General features: G+C 58.9%; 11 protein-coding genes. 5 read left to right on the top strand and 6 right to left on the bottom strand.

The annotated features are described in order from the left end of the window. Positions 1–227: 227 nt before the first annotated feature. Complete coding sequence (locus JX292_RS05995; protein ID WP_204862538.1) at positions 228–530, bottom strand: recombinase; 303 nt, start codon at positions 528–530, stop codon at positions 228–230. A 288-nt stretch (positions 531–818) separates the two neighbouring features. On the opposite strand from JX292_RS05995, the gene nadE reads away from it, so the two are divergent. After that, positions 819–1,652 carry an ammonia-dependent NAD(+) synthetase gene (gene nadE, locus JX292_RS05990; RefSeq protein WP_204862536.1) on the top strand — a complete coding sequence of 278 codons (834 nt, stop codon included), beginning with the start codon at positions 819–821 and terminating at the stop codon, positions 1,650–1,652. Positions 1,653–1,764: 112 nt separating this feature from the next. On the opposite strand, the gene JX292_RS05985 is transcribed toward nadE, so the two are convergent. Then, complete coding sequence (locus tag JX292_RS05985) at positions 1,765–3,315, bottom strand: MATE family efflux transporter (RefSeq protein WP_204862533.1); 1,551 nt, start codon at positions 3,313–3,315, stop codon at positions 1,765–1,767. 413 nt (positions 3,316–3,728) lie between these two features. On the opposite strand from JX292_RS05985, the gene pdxS reads away from it, so the two are divergent. Both pdxS and pdxT read left to right on the top strand, forming a co-directional pair. Next, positions 3,729–4,634, top strand: a complete 906-nt coding sequence (pdxS, locus tag JX292_RS05980) for a pyridoxal 5'-phosphate synthase lyase subunit PdxS (protein ID WP_204862532.1) — start codon at positions 3,729–3,731, stop codon at positions 4,632–4,634. Positions 4,635–4,749: 115 nt separating this feature from the next. Further along, positions 4,750–5,388, top strand: a complete 639-nt coding sequence (gene pdxT, locus JX292_RS05975) for a pyridoxal 5'-phosphate synthase glutaminase subunit PdxT (RefSeq protein WP_204862531.1) — start codon at positions 4,750–4,752, stop codon at positions 5,386–5,388. 114 nt (positions 5,389–5,502) lie between these two features. Here pdxT and JX292_RS05970 read toward each other — a convergent pair whose 3' ends face one another. Beyond that, positions 5,503–6,168, bottom strand: coding sequence for a hypothetical protein (locus JX292_RS05970; protein WP_204862530.1), 666 nt, complete (start codon positions 6,166–6,168; stop codon positions 5,503–5,505). Between the two features lie 1,205 nt (positions 6,169–7,373). Here JX292_RS05970 and JX292_RS05965 point away from each other — a divergent pair. Continuing rightward, the gene (locus JX292_RS05965; protein ID WP_204862528.1) at positions 7,374–8,120 is read left to right on the top strand and encodes a hypothetical protein; all 747 of its coding nucleotides are present in this window, start codon (positions 7,374–7,376) and stop codon (positions 8,118–8,120) included. Positions 8,121–8,214: 94 nt separating this feature from the next. Here JX292_RS05965 and JX292_RS05960 read toward each other — a convergent pair whose 3' ends face one another. From JX292_RS05960 to JX292_RS05950, 3 genes are all read right to left on the bottom strand, one after another. Further along, positions 8,215–8,562 carry a hypothetical protein gene (locus JX292_RS05960; protein ID WP_204862526.1) on the bottom strand — a complete coding sequence of 116 codons (348 nt, stop codon included), beginning with the start codon at positions 8,560–8,562 and terminating at the stop codon, positions 8,215–8,217. 276 nt (positions 8,563–8,838) lie between these two features. Further along, complete coding sequence (locus JX292_RS05955; RefSeq protein ID WP_204862516.1) at positions 8,839–10,146, bottom strand: M18 family aminopeptidase; 1,308 nt, start codon at positions 10,144–10,146, stop codon at positions 8,839–8,841. A gap of 155 nt (positions 10,147–10,301) precedes the next feature. Continuing rightward, a complete protein-coding gene (locus JX292_RS05950) occupies positions 10,302–11,288 on the bottom strand; it encodes a CPBP family intramembrane glutamic endopeptidase (protein WP_204862514.1) in 987 nt (328 codons plus the stop codon). A gap of 309 nt (positions 11,289–11,597) precedes the next feature. Between JX292_RS05950 and JX292_RS05945 the strand changes: the two genes are divergently transcribed. After that, positions 11,598–13,481: a hypothetical protein gene (locus JX292_RS05945; RefSeq protein WP_204862512.1), complete on the top strand. Its 1,884-nt coding sequence runs from the start codon at positions 11,598–11,600 to the stop codon at positions 13,479–13,481. Positions 13,482–13,486: the final 5 nt, after the last annotated feature.

Genomic DNA, 13,486 nt, shown 5'->3' with positions numbered 1-13,486 from the left:
CGTGAATTACAGGTTCAGAATAGCGAGGATGAGACGCTGTCAGCTACTCGGGATGTCCTCGATCAAGAGGAGCTTCTGAACGCGGCGGCTGATTTTGTTGACCGCTATGAGAGCGTCTTTGAAAATCTAAGCCACTGATATTCCTTTGAAAAAGAAATACCCCCGGTGGATGCTGTACGCATCTGCCGGGGGTATTTATTTGCCTCACCCTGCCCGAGGCGGGCTAGTTAGCGGCGGCGGGCTTCTTTAAGGTTGAGCTTCTCAATGGCGGCTTCCACCTTGGACTTGCGGTGACTCAGCTTCCAGAGGCTGAAAGACTGCCGCAAGACACTCTTGCCCATCTCCACGAGGGAAGGCAGCCCCTGCCGGATGAGTGCCTCATTGATTTCTTCCTGGGTGGCGCCCTGCTCCTTCATCTGCTCGATGAGGATATTCGCCTCCGCAATTTTCCCGGAGGTAAGCGGGTGGTTTTCGAGGCTGGTTTCGATGTCTACGAGCTCGTCGTAGAGTTCAGTTTTTGTTTTTGCCATGGTGCTGTCTTCACCGTCCTTGGTTGACGTGTTCTGTGGCGTAGCGGGTATAGGGGTGTTTTCCCTCATCACCGGCTATTTTGAACGGTATTTGAACCGTATGTTCATGCTAACAGCCGCACGGGTTGTCGCACAGGGTTTTTACCGGTGAGTATGCTGTGTATTTTCAGGGCTGAAACGATACTGAACCCGCCGCGTACGCCGCGCTGAACGCACCGTGTGGAACACTACCTCGCCTCCCCCGGCAGTTCACCGCACGGGCTATAAGGTGGAGCGTACACTTAAGTCATGCGTGAATTACAGGCACAGATCATCCGTGAAATGGGCGTCAAGCCCAACATGACCGAAGAGCAGGCACGCGAAGAAGTGGAGCGCCGCATCCAGTTCATCTGCGACTACCTGGAAGCCACCGGAAGCCGCGGCCTGGTACTGGGCATCAGCGGCGGCATCGACTCCACTCTGGCGGGTCGCCTCTGCCAGCTGGCGGTGGACCGCCTCAACGAGCGCGGCCGCACCACCGAGTTCGTGGCGGTGCGCCTGCCCTACCGTGTGCAGCACGACGAAGAGGACGCGCAGGAGGCGCTACGTTTCATCCAGCCCACCCGCTCCCTAACCTTCAACATTGCGGAGGCTGTCGACGGTTTCGACACCGCCTACACTGCCGCAACCGGCGAGCAGATGAGCGATTTCAACAAGGGTAATGTGAAGGCGCGCGCCCGCATGATTGCCCAGTACGCGGTTGCTGGCGGCCCCGGCTACCTGGTGGTGGGTACTGACCATGCGGCGGAGTCCATTACGGGTTTCTTCACGAAGTTCGGTGACGGCGGCGCGGACCTGCTGCCGCTGTACGGCCTGAATAAGCGCCAGAATCAGCTACTGCTGCGTGTTTTGGGTGCGTCTGAGCGCCTGTGGGCTAAGCCGCCGACGGCTGACCTGCTGGACGGCGTGCCCGGTCGCACTGATGAGGATGAGCTGGGTCTGACTTACCCGCAGATTGATGACTACCTGGAGGGTAAGGAAATCGAGGCGGCGGCGGCCGCGAAGCTGGAGCAGATTTACCTGCGTAGCCGCCATAAGCGCACTACTCCGGTGACGATTTTTGATTCCTGGTGGAAGAACTAGCGCGGATAGCGTCTTCCGGTTGAGCGCCTCAACCGGCGTAAAAACTAACGTGAAAGCCCCGGGCTCCCATATGGGAGTCCAGGGCTTTTACTATGTTTTCGCAGACCGAGGACTATGCCTTCTGTTCGGGCTGTGCGCCAGAAACCTGGGCAGCCTGAACGTCCGAATCCTCAGAACCTTCAGTCTCAACCTCAGCTTCAGCGGGCGGCACCTTCGCACCACCCGTGGCGAGGAAGAGCACCAGGCCCAGCGCGCAGGCGAGCACCTGGGTGAAGGGGAACGCCCAGGTCAGGCCCTTAAAGCCGAACCACATGTTGCCGAAGTACACGGCGGGGAAGAACAGCAGCGCAATACCGAGGGTCATCAGCATTGCCGGGCCGCCCTTACCGGCCGCCTGGAACCAGGAGACGAACACGATGCTGACCGCGTTGAACACGGCGGCGAGCATCAACGCAACCAGAATCTCTTCACCGGCGGAGACCAGACGCTCATCACCAACCACGGCGAGCAGTTCGCGGCGGAAAATTAGCACCGGAATGGTGATGGTTACGGAGGTAATGACGGACAGCATGGTTGCGGTGCGCAGCGCCTGCTTCACGCGGGCGCCGTTGCGGGCACCGTACGCGTAGGCGTACAGCGGGATACCGCCCATACACAGACCCATACACAGCATTTCGGGCACCATGTTCAGGCGCATTGCCAGGCCGAACGCCGCGACGGTGTCGTCACCGTAGGAGGCGGCGAGGTTGTTCAGTAGCAGGGCGGAGAAGATCAGATTGAGGCTCTGAATGAGTTCGGCGGCACCGACCGCGACCACGGGCTTGATGATGGCGGGGTCGAGGGAGAAGTCTCGGATGTTCGCGGAGAAGTTCTCGCTCTGACGCATCAGGAACAGCAGGTAGTACAGCATGGACGCAGCGTTCGCCAGGATCATCGTCCAACCGGCACCGGCGATGCCCATGCCCATGATGGCGATGAACAGCACGTCGAAGATGCAGGCGACGACGGTGCCGACGATGAGGCCGTACATGGACTGCTTGGCGTAGCCTTCGGAGCGCACGAGCTGTTCGAGGGTGAACATGCCGATAGCGAGGGGCGCGCCGAGGAACAGGAGGTGCACGTAGATGCGGGTCGGTTCGTAGGAGCCGCCGGATGCACCCATGATGCTGGTGATCGGGTCGGCGAGGATGAAGCCGATAGCCGCCGCGACGATACCGGCACCGAGCGCCGAGTACAGCGCGAAGGAGGTGACGCGGTGAATTTCGTGGGCGGGCTGGCCTTCACCGAGCTTGCGGGAGGCGAGGGTTGAGGAGCCCAGACCGAACAGGCCCGCAATGGCCATAATGACGCCGAAGACGGGCACGCCGTAGCTGGTGGCGGCGAGGTCTTCGGTGCCGCCGTAGTGGCCGACGAAGTAGGAGTTCACCACGTTGTAGATGCTGGTGATGGCGAGGCCGAGCGCCATGGGCACGCCGAGGGAGAGGAGCGCCTTGAGGATGGGTGCTTCTTTGAGCAGGTAGATGTTCTGCGGGTCTTCGCTTGCGCCGTGCGGGCCGTGGGGACCGTGCGGGCGGTGTCCTGCGGCGGGTGCGGTGTTCTTGGGTGCAGTGTTTTCGGAGGCACCGTTTTTGGGCGCGTTGTTTTCAGTCTGGTGGGACGTCATAGGTTCCTTGGTCTGTGCGGTCCGGTCACTTGTGTGCGTCAGATAGACGGCTGATGTCCGCGAATGTGCGGGTGCCGGGGTGCCCGAAATGTCTTGCTCGTTCCCTGCGCCGTTGAGGCTTCCGCGTGGGGGTAAGTGCGGGCGTAACTTCCATATTTTACCGATGTTCAGCGCGGGTGGGTAGATGCTCACCGTGAGTAAAACCTGCCGTATGGCCGCTCGGGGTGTGAGTTTATGGGAGGCGGCCCCGTGCATCCGGCGGGCCTGCTCAACCCACGAACCGCCCTACTCTGACCGCTTTTCATGACGTTTTGTGTCATTCTGACGTGAACTTGGGGTCGTACTGTGTCAGAGAACAGAAAATCCGCCTCCGTGAGTGCGCGCGAACACTCAGAACGTGAGAAGATAAGGTCATGACTGATAACAACACCGTAACCGGCAGCCCGCTTGTTAAGCGCGGCCTGGCCGACATGCTCAAGGGCGGCGTCATCATGGACGTCGTCACCCCCGAACAGGCTAAGATCGCTGAAGATGCTGGCGCTGTTGCCGTCATGGCTCTCGAGCGCGTTCCCGCGGATATTCGTGCGCAGGGCGGCGTGGCTCGTATGTCTGACCCGGACATGATTGAGGGCATCATTGATGCTGTTTCGATCCCGGTCATGGCGAAGGCACGCATCGGCCACTTCGTTGAGGCTCAGATTCTGGAGACCCTGAAGGTCGACTACATTGACGAGTCTGAGGTTCTTTCCCCCGCTGACTACGTGAACCACATTGATAAGCACCAGTTCAAGGTTCCTTTCGTGTGTGGTGCTACCAACCTGGGTGAGGCTCTGCGCCGTATCACCGAGGGTGCCGCTATGATCCGCTCGAAGGGCGAGGCTGGTACCGGTGACGTCTCTGAGGCGACTAAGCACATCCGCACCATTAAGCGTCAGATTGCTGAGCTGCAGGGCCTGTACAACACCATGCCCGATGAGCTGTACGTGAAGGCTAAGGAACTGGCTGCACCGTACGAGCTGGTGCTCGAGGTCGCTAAGACCGGCAAGCTGCCCGTGGTGATGTTCACCGCTGGTGGCGTGGCTACCCCCGCTGACGCTGCGATGATGATGCAGCTGGGCGCTGACGGCGTGTTCGTTGGCTCCGGTATCTTCAAGTCGGGCGACCCGGTTGCTCGCGCGAAGGCTATCGTGAAGGCTACTGCTTTCTACAATGACCCGGAGAAGGTTGCTGAGGCTTCTCGCGGCCTGGGTGAGGCTATGGTCGGCATTAATGTTGCTGACATTCCGGCACCGCACCGCCTGGCGGAGCGCGGCTGGTAATTCGTGCGCGCACCCCGTATTTGGGGTGAGTGTTTGATGAGGGGGTGGGGTTCGCTGAGGCGGGTCCCACCCTCCTTGTGTTTGTTGTGTTTGTTGTTTTGTGAAGGGAGCGGTGATGGTTGAGAAGGTTCAGCCTACCGGTGTTTTGCCGGGTGAGGGTTTGACGGTTGGTGTTTTGGCGTTGCAGGGCGGCGTGTGTGAGCATGCGCTGATGCTGGAGTCTTTGGGCGCGCAGGTGCGTTGGGTGCGTACCGGTGAGCAGCTTGAGGGTCTGGATGCGCTGGTTTTGCCGGGTGGTGAGTCGTCGACGATTGACCGTTTGACCCGTATTTTTGGTGTGCGTGAGCCGCTGATTGAGGCGATTTCTTCGGGCCTGCCGACTCTGGGTACGTGTGCTGGCCTGATTATGTTGTCGAAGCGTATTGATGATCCGGCGCCGGGTCAGCAGTCGCTGGGTGTTTTGGATGTTTCGGTGGGGCGTAACGCGTTTGGTTCGCAGGTTGATTCTGCGGAGGTGCGCCTGCCGTGGCTGACTCCTGCCGGTGATGAGGTGGTTATTGATACGGCGTTTATTCGTGCGCCGATTGTGACTGGCACTGGTGAGGGTGTGCAGGTGACGGCTCGTCATGAGGGGAAGATTGTGGGTGTGCGTTCGGGCAACCTGATCGGTATTTCTTTCCACCCGGAGGTTACGGGCGATACGACGGTGCATGAGGAGCTGCTGGCTCTGGCACGCGAGGTGAAGGGCAACTAGCCTCCCCCCCCCAAAAAAAATAAGCCCGGTAATGAGCGTTTAAAGAGTTGTGGCGGTGACCGTTGTTCGGTCACCGCCACAACTGTTTTTGCGCGGGTTTATGCGTGAGTGGGTTTATGCGCGGGAACTGCTGGGGATTTGGGGCTGGGCCTTCCACTGCTGGTAGGCGCTCGTGGCGAGGAATCGTGCACGGTTGCCGTCGCTGAGCGTCTTGATGTCTGCGGGGGCTGCCTCGTACCACTTGTCGTAGAGACGGATAATCATCTCGGGGTAGGCGGCTTCTTCCAGGTCTGCGCGGTGGGGGATGAATTCGTTGCGGTTCTTGATGTCTCGGTACTCGCTGTCGGCGAAGGGGTCGGTGACTCCGACGCTGGGGTGAGCGTTGTACGCATCGATGTTTTGAACGTATTCGGGGAGGGTGCTCCGCCCTGCTTTGAGTGCGGCGTGGCATTTGCTGTCGATTTCGCTGGGCTCAATGATGTGGGCACCGTCTGCGAGGATGTGCCGGTACTGGATGTACGCGGGGTACTGTTCATCGGTGCGCGGGACGGGCTTGGCGGCTTCTGCTGATGCGAGATCTTCAGCGGAGTATGAGGAGCAGCTGATGTACGGCGTGGTGCTTGCCGTTGCTGAGGCGCTCGCCGTTGAGGGTGAGGAGGTGCTGCTTGCCGCGGTGTTCGCACCGCCGCAGGCGGCAAGGAGCAGGGGCAGGATTGAGAGAGCGGCACCGTATCGCAGTGCGTTATAGCGGGGGTTGGGGGTCCTGGATTTCAGGGCCATAATGTCACCTCATTGTGGGCTGGAGCATACTGAGTTGCCCCTCAATATACAGGCAGTTTTGATACATGGTCAAGAGAAAAATATGTTTATTTTTTAAAATCCAACATCTCGAAAGAAACTCGACAAACAAGCCTGTTTAGCGCCTTGACTTGCGCAAATACGGAGACCATCGGGTTCTTGGGGTAAACACGACACCAAAACACCAGCATCAGATATTGTTATTTGCCCGATAATCAGCAGAAGCCAACATACCCGGAGGAGCATGGCCAGGGCGCCAATGGTGCAACCTCCAGCTCCGTCAAAGCCTGCACCTCAACGGCCCAACGCTACTGCAGGAGGAAGTAGATAAGTCCCCTAACGTATTCCCAGAGCAGTAGCGAGATGACGCACTGCGCAACAAATGCGGCTATAGCTGCGAGGGTTGGCACCCAGTAGCTACGCTTAGAACATGCAATAAAAACTGCTATAAAAATAACGCATGAGACAATATCGGGACCCAGGAGAATGAATACTTGCAAATCATATGGCCACAATATTCCATGCATATATTCTGTAGGGACTTTACATGGACTGACGATATAGCTTTTTACAATTTCATAAGTCCCATACATTTTAAAAGCTAAATATAGCGACGCAATCCAAAAAATGCCTATGCGAAGCTTGACACCCAGCCATATACTAAAAATCTGCCACAAGCTAGCTAATACAACTCCCACCACGAAGAAGGGCAAGTAGAAATAGGTACTTTGCCACCCATAACATGGCGAGACAAATCTATCGAAATCTGTATACAGGGCAGTTGGGAAAATATAAAAAAATTGCAATACAATGAGAAATAAGATATACAAAATTATTTTCTCATTTACGGCGAACATCTTATAAGTAGAATTCATAATGCCATTTCCTTTCAGTAGCATAAAACGCTAGTAGCGGAACACCGAACGCATAGCCTCAATGTTGTTTTTCTTATCCACTAAGCCCTAAAGTCAATCCTGGGACAAGTAGGTGACCTGCAAAATCTCCGCACTCTTACCCCGTCTACCTCATGTTTAAGCAGGTCAATACCCTAAGACTACTGGGTTGCACATCTTGCGTCTAGAGTGTTGGTTTTAAAAATAAGATGGTATTTTCCATTGACCATGTATCAAATATTGGGGTATGTTTAGACGCAATATATCGTTCCATCCCTCTTGCGAGGTGGTCTCATGACCCAAACCCCTGTTTTTCTTTCGTTCCGTTCCAGCGGTCTACGACGCGGTGCCGCGCTGGCGATTCTTCCCATGCTTCTTGCCTCCTGCGGCAGCTCCACCAGCACGGCATCAAACACTCCCGCACCCTCGAACACGACTGCAGCTTCCTCCCCATCATCAGCAAGCCCCACCGGGTCTGCCTCCTATTCCGCGGCGAAGAAGGCATCTACCCCCTGCCTTGAACCTGACGAAGCCGCGAAAGCTGAAACCCTCAAACAGCAGGAAGCCATCAGCGCCGACCGCGGAACAGCACTGCCCTCCTACGTCTCTGCGCGGCATGTTGTGCGCAACCAGGCGAACTTCCCCACCCGCGCCGAAGCTGAATCAGCAGGAGCCGAGTGCCTGGCGCTGTACGAGAAGAACAAGGCCGATCACGCCTACGCCGCAGCGTGGGTACGCGCTATCGACGACAATAACGTGGCAAGCGGAAAGGTAGCCTCCGGCCCGCGCTCTGACATCCAGAGCGCCGACCCCTACAAGGCAAGCAACTACGTCGATATTCGAGAGGGTAAGGAGTACTTCCCAACCCGACAGGAACTGCTCGCGGCAAACTACCCCGAGAACTACATTGTTGCTTTTGAGGCGTGGGCGCAGCAGGCACCAGCCGATGTGAAGCAGAAGAGCGACGCGAACCGTGCGGCCGCTAAGGATACTCGCTGGTCTGAGGTGATAACCCTGCCCAGCCCCGACAACCCTGTCTAATCGAACCCCGTCTAATCTGAGTCTGTCTCATCTTAAAAATAGTTGTGGCGGTGACCGTTGTTCGGTCACCGCCACAACTATTATAGGGTGCAGGTTAGGGTAGGAGCGCCAACCCAAACTCAATAATGATCAGCGCAATAGCGCCCGCGAAGAGCATCCCACGCGACACATTGAACTTCTGCCAGAGCTCGTACAACTGCCGGGGAACCACCCAAATAACGAACGCCTGAAAGGCAAGCGATAACGCGGGGTTACCCCACTGAATAATCATCAGGGCAAGAGCAAAACCCACGCCGAGCACATCCAGGATGCGCAGGTGCTTTAGCACCTGCTCCCTCTCCTTCTGATAGCTAGGGTTGTTTAGCAACCTTGGTGGTGCTTTTTTCAGCTGACCCACAATGACCAAAACCGCCAGCGGAATCAGAGAAATATCGAAGAACATAGGAACCGCCTTTCATGTTGGGGTTCGCTCGCTACGCCGGTGACGAGCTGATGGTGCACCATCATTGGTGAAAAATTCTCAAAAATAAGTAGTGTGCAACACGTGCATAACGTATTGTGGGTTACTTTACAGCACACATAGACCCTATTCAAGAGGTAAACACCTCCTCCCCCCCCCCCCGAAAAATTTTGAAAAATTTTTAAAGAATAAGGGCGCCGGGAACCTTACGTTCCCGGCGCCCACTCCCCAGCTGTTCATACCTCAGCGGGATTCAATTTAGAGGCGGAAGAAGCCCTCCACCGCGCGCGTCATGTACGCCATATCGTCCACATGGCACATCTCGCGCATCGAATGCATCGACAGCAAACCAATACCCACATCCACGGTGCGCATACCCAGGCGGGTAGCCGTAATCGGGCCAATCGTCGAGCCACACGGCATATTGTTATTCGACACGAACTCCTGATACGGCACACCAGCCTTCGCACACGCCGCAGCAAACACGCCAGCACCCACCGAATCCGTCGCATAACGCTGGTTCGCGTTAATCTTCAGCAGCGGACCACCACCGGGCAGCGGCTGAACGGTCGGGTCGTGGTGACCCTGATAATTCGGGTGCACCAGGTGACCGGCATCAGCCGACAGGCAGAACGACGCCGCAACCGAACGGCGGTACTCCTCCGTGCTCTCACCGCGGGCAGCGGACAGCCGCACCAAAATATCCTCCAGGAACGGGCCCGCCGCACCACTACGCGACTCAGAGCCGAGCTCCTCATGGTCAAACGCCGCAAGCATCACAGTCTCGGTAGCGTGCTCGTCCGCGTTATCGGCAACGTAACGCTCCAGGGCGGTCAAACCCGCGTGCACCGAAGACAGGTTATCCAGGCGACCCGAGGCGAACAGCTCCTGATCCGCGCCGAAGCGGCGCGGCGGCTGCGAATCCGCGAACAGCAGGTCGTAACCCACAATGCTTTCCGGGTCGACCGACTCGCCGTCAATCACGTGCTTCGCCATGTAGCCGAGCACATCATTCTCCGCCGGGTCCACACCCCACACGGGGTACATGTTGAACTGCTTGTCCAGCACCAATTCATTGCGCTTGTGGTCCAGGTGCGGCGCCAGCTGCGGGATGCGCGCAATCGCGCCGGTACGCACCAGGCGGTCCTTCAGCTCCCCGCCCTCAAGGACGGTGAGGCGGCCTGCCACGCACAGCTCGCGGTCCAGGAAGGAGTTCAGCAGTGCGCCGCCGTAGTTCTCGACGGCAATCTGGTGCCAGCCCTTCGTGGTGATGGAGGAGGAGGGCTTGATCTTCAGGGAGGGCGAGTCGGTGTGCGCACCCAGCACGCGGTAGCCGCTTGCCTTCTGCGCCTTCGCACCGCCAGCCCAGGCGATAATCGCGCCGTCACGGACGACGAAGTGGCGGCCGGTTGCGATCTGCGGGTCCCATGCTTCGGTCTCTACAAGCTCGGTGAAGCCCGCTGCTTGCAGGCGGCGCGCTACCGTGCGCGCGGCGAGGTAAGAGACCGGCGACTCCGCCACGAATGCGGCGAGGTCTTCAATATTCTTTACAGCATCAACAGTCATGGTTTAACCCTACCTTTTCTTGGGTGTTGACGGGGTGAACCGGCATAAAAGTCCAGATGGAACGCGGATGAAGCGGCGGCGAGCGAGCTGGGATAGTCGGATGAGGGCTACCCGCCGCATGCGCTAGTTATCGCTGGCTCCAGCCATCGCGGCCCTTAGTTATCAACCTTGAGCGGTTGTGTTTCACGTGAAACCTCGCCGCGGCGAGCACGTGCATTGAAGATCAGGCAGGCGAGCACCACGTACACGCCTTCCAACGCGATGCCCTGCAACGCATCCATGGGGGTCACGCCCTCGGAGGCGAAGGGATCCAGACCCGCCACGAGGGAGAGCAGCAACAGGGTCACATTATTGGCCACGTGCAGGCTGACGGAAGCTTCCAGGCCGCCGGTGTACCAGCACAGGAACCCGGCGTACACGCCCATCGCAAACACGAAGCCCAGGCCCCACGCATCGTAGGGGTGGGAGAACATGAAGAGCGCCGCCGGTAGCACAATCGGCAACCAGGGAGTGCGCACCCAGCGGCCCAGCATCTGCATCATGAAGCCACGGTAGGCGAGCTCCTCCGCGTAGCACTGCACGGGCACCAGAACTAGAATCAGCACCGCAATAACCCAAAATTCAACCTGTGAAGGTTGCGAATAACGGTAATCGGGCAGGGCTGCACCGCTCGTCGCCAGCACCACGGCATAGTAGATACCGTAAATCACAAAGCCCAAGCCCAGGTACGGAAACAGAAGTGAACGGCGCAGGCGGCCCGTCACCGAATGAATCAGGCCCCAGGGTCTAGGACCAACCACCAGGCGCGCCAAAAAGAGCGAAGGCACGATGGCAATAAGTGAGAGGAAGGTCAGCGCGAACAGCGCCGGGTGTTCCATAACGACAGCGCGGTTCGTAGCTAAATCATGGAAGGAAACTCCCGAACCCATAATGGCCGCCGCCGTAAAAAACGACAGTATCAAAGACAGGCCAATGAAAACTGCGCCACCGATGAGGCCCTCCAGCAGGGGTGAAAACCAGCGGGTATCCGGGTCGGCATGCGAGAGGCGATGGTAGGCCAGACCATCGGTGCGGGAGAATCGGCCCGAGGCAGCGGGGGCGAACGGTGCTTGCTGAAATGCGGGAGGGGGCGTTGTGTTCATGCCTTAATCCTAGCCGGGCAGCTTGGACGGGCACCGGCACGAAGCGTCCCAGGTGCGGAGGCTTCGGATACAGTGCGCATCGCACGCAAAACCCTCAACCTAAGCTCAAACCCCAATGTTTAACCGCGGATTAACGCTGAATGTTACAAAAGTGAAGAGTATGCCGTGATTCCTCCCAAAAACGACTAGGCAAGGCTTTTTATCCATAAAGCTGTGCCATAATTTGAAGCGATAATACACGTCATATACATAGTCGCTGATGACCGCTCTTCCGGGGTGTTTTCTCAGCACCAGAAAGGCTGCTTTCTTATGGCACTCGTCTTCAATCCACCGCCCAATTGGCCTGCCCCTCCCGCAGGTTGGACTCCCACCCCCACGTGGCGCCCGGATCCGGCATGGGGTCCCGTTCCTGACGGCTGGCAGCTGTGGGTCGAAGAGCCCGACCCTGAGCCCATCGATGTCGATGAAACTCCTCTTGAGCCGCTCATTTCGGAAGAGTCCGCCGAGGCGCTGGGCGCCTCCGAGCCCGTTGCGGAGGTTCCCGTAGAGGCACCCGCAGAGCCCGTTGCGGAGCCGACCGTTGAGGTGACCGAAGCCGAGATTTCCGCAGAGATTCCGGCCCCGGTTGAGGCGGTTCCCGCGGAGCCCGTCGTAGCCGAGCAGGCCGGTGCAGAATCGCATGAGGCGGAACCGAAGCCCATGCGCTACCTGACCCCGGTTCCGCTTCAGGAAACCGCTCTGCCCGAGCAGGTGCTGAACCCCGTAGCTGAGGTGGCTCCCGCCGCCCCGACGATTCCCGTGGCCTCCGTTCCCGCAGACGTGCCCGCTGAGCCCGCCCACGAGGCCTCCGTTCCCGCAGACGTGCCCGCTGAGCCCGCCCACGAGGCCCCCGCGGAGTCCGTCGCCCCGGCTGAGTCCCCCGTAGCTCCGGCCGAGCAGGCTCCTGCCGAGGCGTCCCTACCCCACTCCGTTGAGAGCTCCCCGCTGATTGAGTTCCACTCCTCGCCCGAGCAGCCCGCGCAGGCTCCCGAGGCAAGTGCCCCGGCCCCCGCCGATGTGGCGGCTCCCCAGGCTTTCGCTGGCCAGGAGTTCACTCCGCAGGCTCCCGCGGGTCAGAACTTCGCGGGCCAGGACTCCTTCGACCAGCAGAACCCGCACCAGGGTGCCGCCGATTCCTTCGGCGGTCAGCCCGACCAGTTCCAGGGTGAGCAATTCGCCCCGCAGCATGGTGGCCAGCCCTACAACCCCTACCAGCCCGCTGCTCAGGCAGGCCAGCAGGGTCAGCAGGCCCAGCCCGCCGCAGCGTTCAACCCCTACGTCCCCCAGATGGATTCTGCACCTCAGCACGAGCAGCAGAACCCCCAGCCCGCCGACTCCGAACCCAAGAAGAAGGGCGCATTCGGCGGCAAGCTGCTGGGCATTATCGGTGCTGCCCTGGCTCTGCTCATCGTCATTATCCTGGTCGTCGTAATGCTCCTGCCGCGTGGCGGTTCGGATTCCTCCGACCACTCGAAGCAGGCGGCAGGCACCTCCACCTCGGCGAGCGCCCAGTCGTCGGATGGCTCGTCCTCGACCACCGCGGCCGAGGCGAAGCTGCCCGAGGGCGAATACAAGGAGTACAAGGAGACCGTCACCGAGGATAAGAAGAACATCGACATCGAGAAGGTGAAGGGTGACGCCTCCAAGGGCATCGTCTACTACGAGTTCAAGCCCTCAGACGACATGAGTAGCCGCGCCTACATCACCAGCCTCACCGATAAGGGTGAGAACTCCACCGGCCTGAGCGTCATCGATATGACCGTCGACCGCACCCCTATCCGCGGAACCGCATGGCTGGACACCACCAACCCCTCCAGCCCCACCCGCAAGCTGGAGCTCAACGGTAAGGGCGAGTGGCTGATTCGCGTGTACGACGAATCCTCCGCACCGAACTACACCAAGGGCGAGAAGTTCCACACGACCATGAACTACTACGCTTACACCTACGACGGTGGCGAATCCACCATGGAGTTTGAGGCGAAGGGCCTGGACAGCAAGCGCGGCTTCGCACTGATGAGCGCCAGCCGTAGCGACCTTCTGTTCGGCACCAGCGTGGCGAACATGAAGAGCAGCATGGAGTGGAAGAGCACCGGCAAGAACTTCCTGCAGGTGCGTAGCACCTCCTCGGCTGACTGGAGCATCAGCACCCATTAGCCGCC

The sequence above is a fragment of the Rothia mucilaginosa genome (assembly GCF_901875305.1).
In the GTDB taxonomy this organism is placed as follows: Bacteria; Actinomycetota; Actinomycetes; order Actinomycetales; family Micrococcaceae; genus Rothia.
This window is presented reverse-complemented; position numbering and strand designations above follow the sequence as displayed.

Excerpts from the sequence above, each read along its gene's own strand:
- JX292_RS05950 (WP_204862514.1), bottom strand. The coding sequence starts at position 11,288 with ATGAACACAACGCCCCCTCCCGCATTTCAGCAAGCACCGTTCGCCCCC.
- nadE (WP_204862536.1), top strand. The coding sequence starts at position 819 with ATGCGTGAATTACAGGCACAGATCATCCGTGAAATGGGCGTCAAGCCC.
- JX292_RS05945 (WP_204862512.1), top strand. The coding sequence starts at position 11,598 with ATGGCACTCGTCTTCAATCCACCGCCCAATTGGCCTGCCCCTCCCGCA.
- JX292_RS05995 (WP_204862538.1), bottom strand. The coding sequence starts at position 530 with ATGGCAAAAACAAAAACTGAACTCTACGACGAGCTCGTAGACATCGAA.
- JX292_RS05960 (WP_204862526.1), bottom strand. The coding sequence starts at position 8,562 with ATGTTCTTCGATATTTCTCTGATTCCGCTGGCGGTTTTGGTCATTGTG.
- JX292_RS05985 (WP_204862533.1), bottom strand. The coding sequence starts at position 3,315 with ATGACGTCCCACCAGACTGAAAACAACGCGCCCAAAAACGGTGCCTCC.
- JX292_RS05970 (WP_204862530.1), bottom strand. The coding sequence starts at position 6,168 with ATGGCCCTGAAATCCAGGACCCCCAACCCCCGCTATAACGCACTGCGA.
- JX292_RS05955 (WP_204862516.1), bottom strand. The coding sequence starts at position 10,146 with ATGACTGTTGATGCTGTAAAGAATATTGAAGACCTCGCCGCATTCGTG.
- pdxS (WP_204862532.1), top strand. The coding sequence starts at position 3,729 with ATGACTGATAACAACACCGTAACCGGCAGCCCGCTTGTTAAGCGCGGC.
- JX292_RS05965 (WP_204862528.1), top strand. The coding sequence starts at position 7,374 with ATGACCCAAACCCCTGTTTTTCTTTCGTTCCGTTCCAGCGGTCTACGA.
- pdxT (WP_204862531.1), top strand. The coding sequence starts at position 4,750 with ATGGTTGAGAAGGTTCAGCCTACCGGTGTTTTGCCGGGTGAGGGTTTG.